Source organism: Tessaracoccus sp. OH4464_COT-324 (genome assembly GCF_003932855.1).
In the GTDB taxonomy this organism is placed as follows: domain Bacteria; phylum Actinomycetota; class Actinomycetes; order Propionibacteriales; family Propionibacteriaceae; genus Arachnia.
In genome coordinates this window covers 1-303 of the sequence record NZ_RQYZ01000187.1, presented here as the reverse complement: position 1 = coordinate 303, position 303 = coordinate 1, and the positions used below count along the sequence as shown (strand labels likewise).

Below are 303 nucleotides of genomic sequence, written 5' to 3'. Positions count from 1 at the left end.
TCTTTAAATTATCTTGAACTCTTTGATAATTTTCATTCTTCGCACTACTGACAATTTCGTAATAGATTGCTTTTTCTCTCCTTGATAGCTGTTGCAAAATAGCGTAATCGTTTGCGTAACTAAAGTGGGCTGAGGTAGAATAGCGCCTGATTTTATTAATAAGCCAAAAAGGTAAGCATATGACACAATTTAGTTTGAAAAAAATTTATTCGGGTAAGGTTCGTGATTTATACGAAATTGATGATCAACGTATGTTAATGGTTGCAACAGATCGTTTGTCCGCATTTGATGTAATTTTAGATG

At 33.0% G+C, this 303-nt stretch carries 1 protein-coding gene; it reads left to right on the top strand.

Annotation, left to right across the window (positions count from 1 at the left end):
* Window positions 1–179 precede the first annotated feature (179 nt).
* Window positions 180–303, top strand: a 124-nt coding sequence (locus EII42_RS12720; RefSeq protein ID WP_305000360.1) for a phosphoribosylaminoimidazolesuccinocarboxamide synthase, incomplete at its 3' end; no start/stop codon positions are given.